This window comes from Caballeronia arationis, from assembly GCF_001544975.2.
Classification (GTDB): domain Bacteria; phylum Pseudomonadota; class Gammaproteobacteria; order Burkholderiales; family Burkholderiaceae; genus Caballeronia; species Caballeronia arationis.
This window is the reverse complement of the sequence record NZ_FCOG02000200.1, coordinates 1-7,761: the sequence shown is the minus strand read 5'-3', so window position 1 is coordinate 7,761 and position 7,761 is coordinate 1. Positions and strand designations below refer to the sequence as shown.

The 7,761-nt window shown below is 58.7% G+C and carries 8 protein-coding genes; 3 read left to right on the top strand and 5 right to left on the bottom strand.

Going from position 1 to position 7,761, the window contains the following annotated elements; all coding sequences use genetic code 11:
* Positions 1-97 precede the first annotated feature (97 nt).
* The 4 genes from AWB81_RS38735 to AWB81_RS38720 form a co-directional block, all read right to left on the bottom strand.
* On the bottom strand, positions 98-1,429 hold the full coding sequence (locus AWB81_RS38735; protein WP_062643450.1) for a chloride channel protein: 1,332 nt from the start codon (positions 1,427-1,429) through the stop codon (positions 98-100).
* Between the two features lie 132 nt (positions 1,430-1,561).
* Positions 1,562-2,344: a bestrophin-like domain gene (locus AWB81_RS38730; RefSeq protein WP_062643448.1), complete on the bottom strand. Its 783-nt coding sequence runs from the start codon at positions 2,342-2,344 to the stop codon at positions 1,562-1,564.
* A gap of 215 nt (positions 2,345-2,559) precedes the next feature.
* Positions 2,560-4,242, bottom strand: coding sequence for a cyclic peptide export ABC transporter (locus AWB81_RS38725; protein ID WP_235026142.1), 1,683 nt, complete (start codon positions 4,240-4,242; stop codon positions 2,560-2,562).
* Positions 4,239-5,126 carry an alpha/beta fold hydrolase gene (locus AWB81_RS38720; protein WP_235026141.1) on the bottom strand — a complete coding sequence of 296 codons (888 nt, stop codon included), beginning with the start codon at positions 5,124-5,126 and terminating at the stop codon, positions 4,239-4,241. The genes AWB81_RS38725 and AWB81_RS38720 overlap by 4 nt, the downstream gene beginning before the upstream one ends.
* Before the next feature lie 306 nt (positions 5,127-5,432).
* Between AWB81_RS38720 and AWB81_RS38715 the strand changes: the two genes are divergently transcribed.
* Both AWB81_RS38715 and AWB81_RS38710 read left to right on the top strand, forming a co-directional pair.
* Complete coding sequence (locus AWB81_RS38715) at positions 5,433-5,657, top strand: DUF6900 domain-containing protein (RefSeq protein WP_062643444.1); 225 nt, start codon at positions 5,433-5,435, stop codon at positions 5,655-5,657.
* Entirely contained in the window at positions 5,623-6,372 is a 750-nt protein-coding gene (locus AWB81_RS38710; RefSeq protein ID WP_235026140.1) for a hypothetical protein, read from the top strand. Before AWB81_RS38715 ends, AWB81_RS38710 begins: the two co-directional genes overlap by 35 nt.
* Positions 6,373-6,598: 226 nt before the next feature.
* Here the strand turns inward: AWB81_RS38710 and AWB81_RS38705 are convergent, their stop codons facing one another.
* On the bottom strand, positions 6,599-7,609 hold the full coding sequence (locus tag AWB81_RS38705; protein ID WP_235026139.1) for a thioesterase domain-containing protein: 1,011 nt from the start codon (positions 7,607-7,609) through the stop codon (positions 6,599-6,601).
* Here AWB81_RS38705 and AWB81_RS47640 point away from each other — a divergent pair.
* Positions 7,571-7,761, top strand: a 191-nt coding sequence (locus AWB81_RS47640) for a hypothetical protein (RefSeq protein ID WP_235026138.1), incomplete at its 3' end; no start/stop codon positions are given. The two genes, AWB81_RS38705 and AWB81_RS47640, sit on opposite strands and share 39 nt — an antisense overlap.

Here is a 7,761-nt window from a genome sequence, read left to right as displayed (position 1 = left end):
GAAATTGCGTTTCGGGGCTACTCTGCGTGGCCTCATTAGGCCGACCATCCCCGGCTCGATTACGCCGATCCGTGACAGTCGCGCTACAGCCGGTGCCTTAAGGTTCCGGCTTCTGGGTTGGGAGGTGAATATAGCGCCGAGCGAGCGCTTCATAAAGCGGAGGTGCAAACAGACCCGATATACGACTTGCGATCAAAGCTGTGGCCATTAGAGAGATAACCAGCGCGTGTCCGTTGATCATCTCCACTACGATGACGAAAGCAGTAATTGGACATTGAGTGACCGCAGCCAGATAACCTGCCATGCCCAGAGCAATGAGCATAGGCAACTGCATCTGCGAGAGCAACAAATGAAGCGTATTACCGATACCCGCGCCAACGGATAGTGACGGGGCGAAAATGCCTCCCGGCACGCCAGGTAGATAAGACCCGATCACCGAGGCCAGCTTCATCACGGGGTACATGGCCGTCAGATCCCCGTGGCCCTCCAGCATCCCACGCGCTTCAGCGTACCCGCTACCGAACGTGTGACCGCCCGAAACGTATCCGATACCTCCTACAGCCAGGCCGCATAGCGCTGCGAACACGATCGGCCAGCGAGCTTGCAATCGAAGGATCATGCTTGGCATCCAGTGCTTCGTGTTAAGCACTAGCCAGCAAAATACGCCTCCCGCGACTCCTGCGATCAGTCCCGTCAGTACCACGGCGAGGGCCAGGTCGTCGGGGATGCGTGTTCCGACGTCGATCGTCCCAAAGTACGAGTTATTGCCGTTGATGCCGAGCGCGACAATGCCGGCGAGAATGATTGGTGTAACAAGTACGCCGCTCGCGCGCTGTTCGAAGCTCCGTGTCAACGCTTCTATCGCAAACACTACTCCGGCCAGCGGCGCGTTGAATGCAGCGGAGAGACCCGCGGCAGCCCCCGCGAGGACCAGTCTTCGCTCCAGCGTAACGCCAGCGATTGAGCGGAATCTGCGTGGGTAGAACACGCGCAGGTTAAACATGAGCGCCGCACCGACCTGAATCGTGGGTCCCTCATGGCCGATGGTGAATCCGCCAAGGATCGCGAGGAAAGAAAGCGCGATATTGCCAACCAAAATCCGCAGGGTCAGTAAGCGTTGACCAAGCTGAGTCGTAGGACCGTGTAGCGTCGCGATGACTTGCGGTATACCGCTTCCCGCGGCCCCTTGGAAAAACCGCATTGTGGCCCACACACAAGTTGCGCTGACCGCTGGGGTCACGACTAAGGGCAGCCACGGAAGGGAATCGACGTAACGAAGGAAGAGGCTATACCCAAACTCGATCAACCGCGCATACAGGATTGCGATCAAACCGACGGCGACGGCGCCGGGCCAAAATACGCCGTAGTGAAGCCATAACCGATGTGCACGCCGCGTTGCCCGCTTGTCGATGAAGGAAAGGAGCCGCATTGAACATCTCCGACCGTAAGCGAGCAGAGAAGGCGAGAGTAGACGACCTTCTGTTGATAGCAGATGACCAGCCCGACGAGGGTTCCATAACCGGCCGCTGCGAGGCGGTCTATCCCACTCCCGCAACAATGATCAGCGATCCGCAGGCATCACCTGGTATAGCGGTTCGGGCTTCACGGCGATTACTCCTGCAAATGGTCGATCGTGCGAAAGGATCAGCAGCATGGTCGTTGCGATTGCTGCAGAAGAAAGAGCAATGCCTACGGCGGAGGTGAGTCGGTTCTCGCAATGAACCAGGGCGATCGTGAACAGCAGGCACACAGCCAGAAGAATCAGGCATGCCCACTTGACACCGTTAACTTCGGCGCGACTAACCAGGATACGCTGGCGACGGGCTTCCAGGGCCTGCTCCAGCGACGTCGCCAACTGGCGCTGCGCAGTCTGCTGGCCGGGCGTATTCGCCTCGAGGGAAAGCGTGAACTGAAGCGCCTTGTTCAACGCGGGCGGACTGATTTTCAGTGTAAGGGCTCCTTGCGCCATCATTGGCCATTCGGTATCTATCGTGTACTCGATGTAATCCCTGACCAGCTCCCGCAACCGGATCTGCGCCTCTTCTGGCAAAACCGCGGACAGGACAACAACAGATCTTAGCGCACCGGCTTCCGTGGCGACTGCTACATTGGCACGCTCCGTGTCGTTCCATACCTGCGCGGCGGTAAACGCGATCAGCAAGCCGAAGATGACACCGATTGGAGACAGCAAGCCGGGCGAAATTGCCATGGATGACCGCCGATGCTGACTGGCTGCAAGCCAGCTGGTGACGATGTGGATCGTCGTTCCCACGAGAAATGTCGCACCAAAGACAACGAGTGTCATTTGCCATAATGGCAGGTTATGCATCCAGGTACTGATCATGGTTGCTCCCACTCCCTCTTTTCAGTCAGCATGGAGGGCAGTAAGTGCTCGCGGTATGTGCTGCTATTGGCGTGGCTATCCTGATTGCCACGAGCCGAGTCGAGAAAAAGGTCAAAGCGGCACGAGCGCATGGTCATCGGATCGCCACGCATATGTGGAGTCAGCAAGCGGCCGAGTGAAGCGGCCGATTTCGCGATCTGTAGAACGCCGTCACGTTAGTCGGACACAGCCGAGCCATTGCGTCTGGTATACAAACCCGCCTTCAGCGCTTCGGCAGACACGTCGACAAGGCGGCCCTGGGCGACCTGTACGAGCCGGTCGGCGCACTCGAAATAGGCATCGTCATGAGAGATGACGATGACCGTCTTGCCCTTGCGCTTGAGATCGGGGATCAGTTCTGTGTAGAACACGCGCCTGAACACGGGGTCCTGATCAGCGGCCCACTCATCGAAAAGATAGATCGGACGATCTTCCAGGTACGACGCGATGAGCGCCATTCGCTTGCGCTGTCCGGACGAAAGACTGGTGGTGCTGAACCTGTTGCCTCTGAGGCTTACCTTGTGGTCGAGTTCGAGTGTGTGCAGATAATGCGTCGCCCGGCTCGCGATCTGAGCCTGATCCTGACACAGGATTTCGTCGAACAGGTGAAAGTCGGCGAAGACAGCCGAAAATCGCTGACGATACTGCACCAGGTTATGTCTTTCAATCTTTACGCCATTCAGTTCGACATGGCCTTGCTCAGGTTCATAGAGTCCGAGCAGCAGCATCGCGAGCGTAGTCTTGCCGCTGCCGTTTCCTCCGATCAGGTAGATCACCTCGCCTTGCTTGATCGAAAGGTCGATCGGCCCAAGCGTGAACGGACGATCTTCTGTCAGTCCCGGATAGCGATGCGATACACCGGCGAACCTGAGTAGCGGAGCGCCCTCGACTGCGGTAGCGAAGGGATCGTCCTGGGTCGTGCGAGTGTCATCGTCCGGCGCCTGCGCCAGCTCCGCATCGAGAATGCGGATCCGCGCCAACGCGATGGAAGCCTGCCGCAGAATTGGCAAGGTGTTCATCACTTCGCTGACGGGCTGAATCAGGAACAGGAGCAGCAGCGTGAGTGTCACCAGAACCCCTGGCGCCTGCGGAAACCAATGCGGCATGACGAGCAGGATCAGGCCGATCGCCACGTAGAACAACATGCCGCCCGCATTGGCGACGAGTGAATAGATGAGCATCGCTCGCGTGAACGAGCGCCGGAACCGATGCGCAGTCGGATGGACCACGTGGTCCGTGAAGTACTGGGCTCGCGAAGTATTGAGTTGCAATTCACGTGTGCCTTCCAGCAGCGAACGGAAATGCCGGAAGATGATGTCAAGCTGATCGCGGACCGCCTGCATCTCGCGCAGCGGCCAGCGCTCCACGCAGTGATAAATCACTGCCGCGGTGACCAGAAAAACAAAGAAACACGCGAATGCCTGCCAGGAAAGCCAGGCCATATATCCGAGGCATACGGCGACCAGGACCAGGTGCCCGAACGTGACTGGAAGCATCTGCGCAGCCTGCGCGAATGTGCCGACATCCGTCGTGAGGATGGCAAGCAGACGCGGCTTCCCAAGCGCCTCCAGCTTTTTATAGGGCGTGTGCAGGATCTTCCGGCACAATTCGATGCGCAAGCTGCATATCACCTGCTGCCCGAAGTCCATGATGAGTATCTGGGAACTCGTTCTAAAGAGCAGTTGCGCTACGCAGACCGCGAAGAAACCGATCGCCAGTCCGCGCGTCGGGATCTGCCCTCCGGCGACGCTGCTAATCAGTCGTGCGATTTCCGCGCTGCAAAGGGCCCCGACAAACCCGGCGATGACGCCAATCACGATGCGTTGCAAGGACTGACGTCGAATCTCCGAAGGAATCATGGAGAACATGACGGGCCTCCGCTCGCGGCAGGCGACAGAGAAGCAAGGAAGGTCTGAATCGTCCGGTTGAATTCATCAGGATTGTCGGTCATCACGGAGTGACCTGCGCGGGAAATCGTCGCGAGCTGCCCCTTCGGCAATGCCTGCTGCGCCATGCGCAATGCGACCTGAGGCTTGAGTATGGCGGACCCGATGCCTCTCACGACGAGGCTCGGGCATTGCACGGACCTGAGCATGTCCCACATTTGCTCTTCGCGTGCACCGTCGTTCGGCAGGAAGTCGTCGGCGACCGTCCGGTCCACCTTCGGCTCGAAGGTGCCCGTGTGCGTGCGGCGCAAGGCATGTGCCGCCAGGTGATGCAGCGCGCGGCCGCTCGCGAGAGGACGGCGCTCCTGCAGCCACTGCGCATATTCGGCGATCGAATTGAACCGGGTTGGAGTTTCCCGTATTTCAGTGAGCACTCTTTGTGAACCGGCAGCATCAGAATCCGGTCCAAAATCGACCAGGACGAGTCCAGAGGTGAACGGTCCGAGCATCCCGGTCAAATGCAACGCAACGCTGCCGCCAAGCGAGTGACCGATCAGTACTGGTTTTCGTATGTTCAATGCCAACAGGACTTCGAGCACGTCACCAGCCAGCGTTCTTGCATCGTACGATCCATCCGGATCCCAGCTTGAATCGCCATGCCCGCGTAGATCGATGGATACGAAACGGTGGTCGGCAGAAGCAGCTTCCGTCAACGTGCGCCACACGCCGCTGCACTCGCCGCGACCGTGAAGCAGCACGCAAGGCATTCCGCTGCTGCCTGAATCTTCTACGGAGATTTCGAAACGGCCGTTACGGATCCTGACGCTGCGTCGCTGCACGAAAGAGGGTCGTTTCATGTTTTCACCTGTTAGGAACGCTGCCGCTCGCGGTCGACGAGACGGAACTGGAGCAAGCGAGCACAGCTTGGCGATCGAGAGTTACATACAAATTAGGGTCCCGATTCAACCGGATCCGGTTGGATTTTGTATCGGTTCAACTTACCGAAGGCCGTCGATGCGTTCTGACCGGCACCCGTCACGCTAACCAGATCCTAACTATCAACGCATAACCTGAGTCCAACTACGATGTTCAGTCCGTCCTGGGCTTCACGGGACGTGAAATTGACGGATGATCCGATAGCACGCGATACGGAGACGACGCACATGTGCACGATTATGGAAGCTGCAAGACACGAAGCGCGCGAGGAAGTGCTGCGCACGATCTCGGGCGAGGTACTTGGAATCGAGTCGTTCGAGTCGTTCGAGCCGGTCGGGATTCCGTCTGCCGGCTTTCGAACCGTGAGTGTCCGGGAGCTCAGACGGGCGCTCGATGCCGCCTACGAGGCGGGCCTCTTTGTCGGGCGCGCAGCAGGATACAGCCCCTTCTGACTGGACCAGATGTCGTCGCCACGACGATGCACGATTGAACCTTCCGGTGGATACACACATGAAAATGTTGGAACCTGTTTTCAAAGAGCAAAATCCTGAGGCTGAGGTTGCGGTCATTCCGGATTCCGTCAGCTCACCCGAAGAACTCGCGACGATGGTCGCCGAGGCGCTGCGAGCAAAGCGATGCGTCGTCACAGTAACGGCCGACGAGCGGATCGCCGAAGTGTGCTCCGGTCAGTCCGCGTCATTCGGCGAGGTGCATTTCGCAGCGACGACGACAATCGTCGAATATTCGGACGCGCGCGACAACATGTTTTCAGTCCTCGAGTTGAATGGAACGGCTATTGGCGTTGTGCAGGTTTCGGGGCCGCAAGACAAAGTGCAGTTCACTGAGCATGACCTGAAGGTGCTGCGCATTCTCGCCGCGTTCATCACGAGAGCCATCGAGGCAGACAGACTGCAGAAACTCGTTGCCTCGCCTTTCGCCCGCATGACGCTCAAGCGCTCGTCGGATCAGACTATCGGTGACATCGTCACTCAATCGATCCAGAATCCGAGCCAACTCTCGAAGATGCTCGCGCGATCCTTCTATACCGAGATGACGCGCGCGGGCTTCGACTTCAGCCAGATCATCGGTGCCGCGACCGAAATCATTTCCGAACTTGCCAGCAACGTGCGCAAGCATAGCGACCGAAAGCAACGACGGGGCGGCTAACTTACCGCAGCATATGACAGACGGCGGCGCGCCATGCGCCGCCGCTTTTTTTTCTGTAGAGCGTCCAGCGTCCATCGAACCGGTGGAAATCAAACGGTCGTCCGGTTTCTCCGTTGCTGAAGCGGGGAGACAAGCCTGAGAATCAGACTTGATCCCACAGTTCAGCCACGTCGCGGAAACGATGTTCGCCATCCGCAGTTCAACCGATGGCGATGCCTCAGACATCTCAATCATTCGCTACCTTTACTCCGAGTTCCTCATCGGGATGTCGACGCGTCGATCCATCGAATACGTTCAATGGGGCCAGGTTCTTTCCAATCGTCGCGAGTGAAGAAGGCAAGCACATTTCGGTATGTGCGCAATCGATGTCGCAATTCACGACCGAGCCGTCGATCCGATCGCGCCATCCGGCGGCGTGACGCGGCCGATCAGACGCTTCGGAGCGGATGGCCGTGAAGTAGACGATATCGCCACAAAACTGCTTTGGCGCGAAAGTCGATTGCAGATGCATGTTTCGCTGTGTCGCATCGATCAGGGTCATGACGTGTCGATCGGTGATATAGGCCGGAATCAGGCGGTGTGTGCGCAGGGCATTGACACGCTCGGAAGTCGTCTGCATATCGCGAAGCGCTATCGCCAGATCCTCAGGCATGTTCGGGAAGGCCGCCGCCATGAGCGTGCATTCGTCGAGCTCAGGCGCCTCCCGGCCGTCAGGGAGACGTGAGTCCAGCAGAACGAGCTGGTCGACTGTTTCGCCGAGGTGCTGAAGCTGCGTCGCCATTTCATAGGCGACCAGTCCCCCGAAAGACCAGCCGAGCAGCCGATATGGCCCTTGAGGCTGAATGTTCCGGATGCGCGCGATGTAGTCAGTCGCCATCTCCGCAATGTTGGCGGGACCGTAACCGGGTTGCTGGAGCGCGGGAGTCTGCACAGCGTAAATAGGCCGATTTCCCTCGATGCTCTGAGCAAGGCCCGCATAGCTCCAGGCGAGTCCGCCGACCGGGTGAATGCAGAATAGCGGAGCGCCGTCGCCCGGAGCACGAATCGGCAGGATTGTGTCGAATTCCGTGTTCGAGGGAGCGGTGTTCAGATGGTCAGCTAGCTCGGCTACCGAAGGGGCGCTGAACAGGACGCGGATGGAAATGTTCTGGCCGAGCTTGGCATCGATATGCGCCATCAGTTGTACGGCGAGCAGCGAGTGTCCGCCGAGCGCGAAGAAGTTATCGAAGACGCTCACACGCTCGAGGCCGAGCACACTGGCAAAGCACTGCGCGAGCGCGTGTTCGAGCGAGGTGCGCGGCGCGACGTAGGCGTCGAGGCTTTGCCATTGCGGATCGGGCAGTGCCCGGCGATCGAGCTTGCCGTTGGGCGTGAGGGGCAACGCGTCGA

Excerpts from the sequence above, each read along its gene's own strand:
- AWB81_RS38735 (WP_062643450.1), bottom strand. The coding sequence starts at position 1,429 with ATGCGGCTCCTTTCCTTCATCGACAAGCGGGCAACGCGGCGTGCACAT.
- AWB81_RS38730 (WP_062643448.1), bottom strand. The coding sequence starts at position 2,344 with ATGATCAGTACCTGGATGCATAACCTGCCATTATGGCAAATGACACTC.
- AWB81_RS38725 (WP_235026142.1), bottom strand. The coding sequence starts at position 4,242 with ATGATTCCTTCGGAGATTCGACGTCAGTCCTTGCAACGCATCGTGATT.
- AWB81_RS38720 (WP_235026141.1), bottom strand. The coding sequence starts at position 5,126 with ATGAAACGACCCTCTTTCGTGCAGCGACGCAGCGTCAGGATCCGTAAC.
- AWB81_RS38715 (WP_062643444.1), top strand. The coding sequence starts at position 5,433 with ATGTGCACGATTATGGAAGCTGCAAGACACGAAGCGCGCGAGGAAGTG.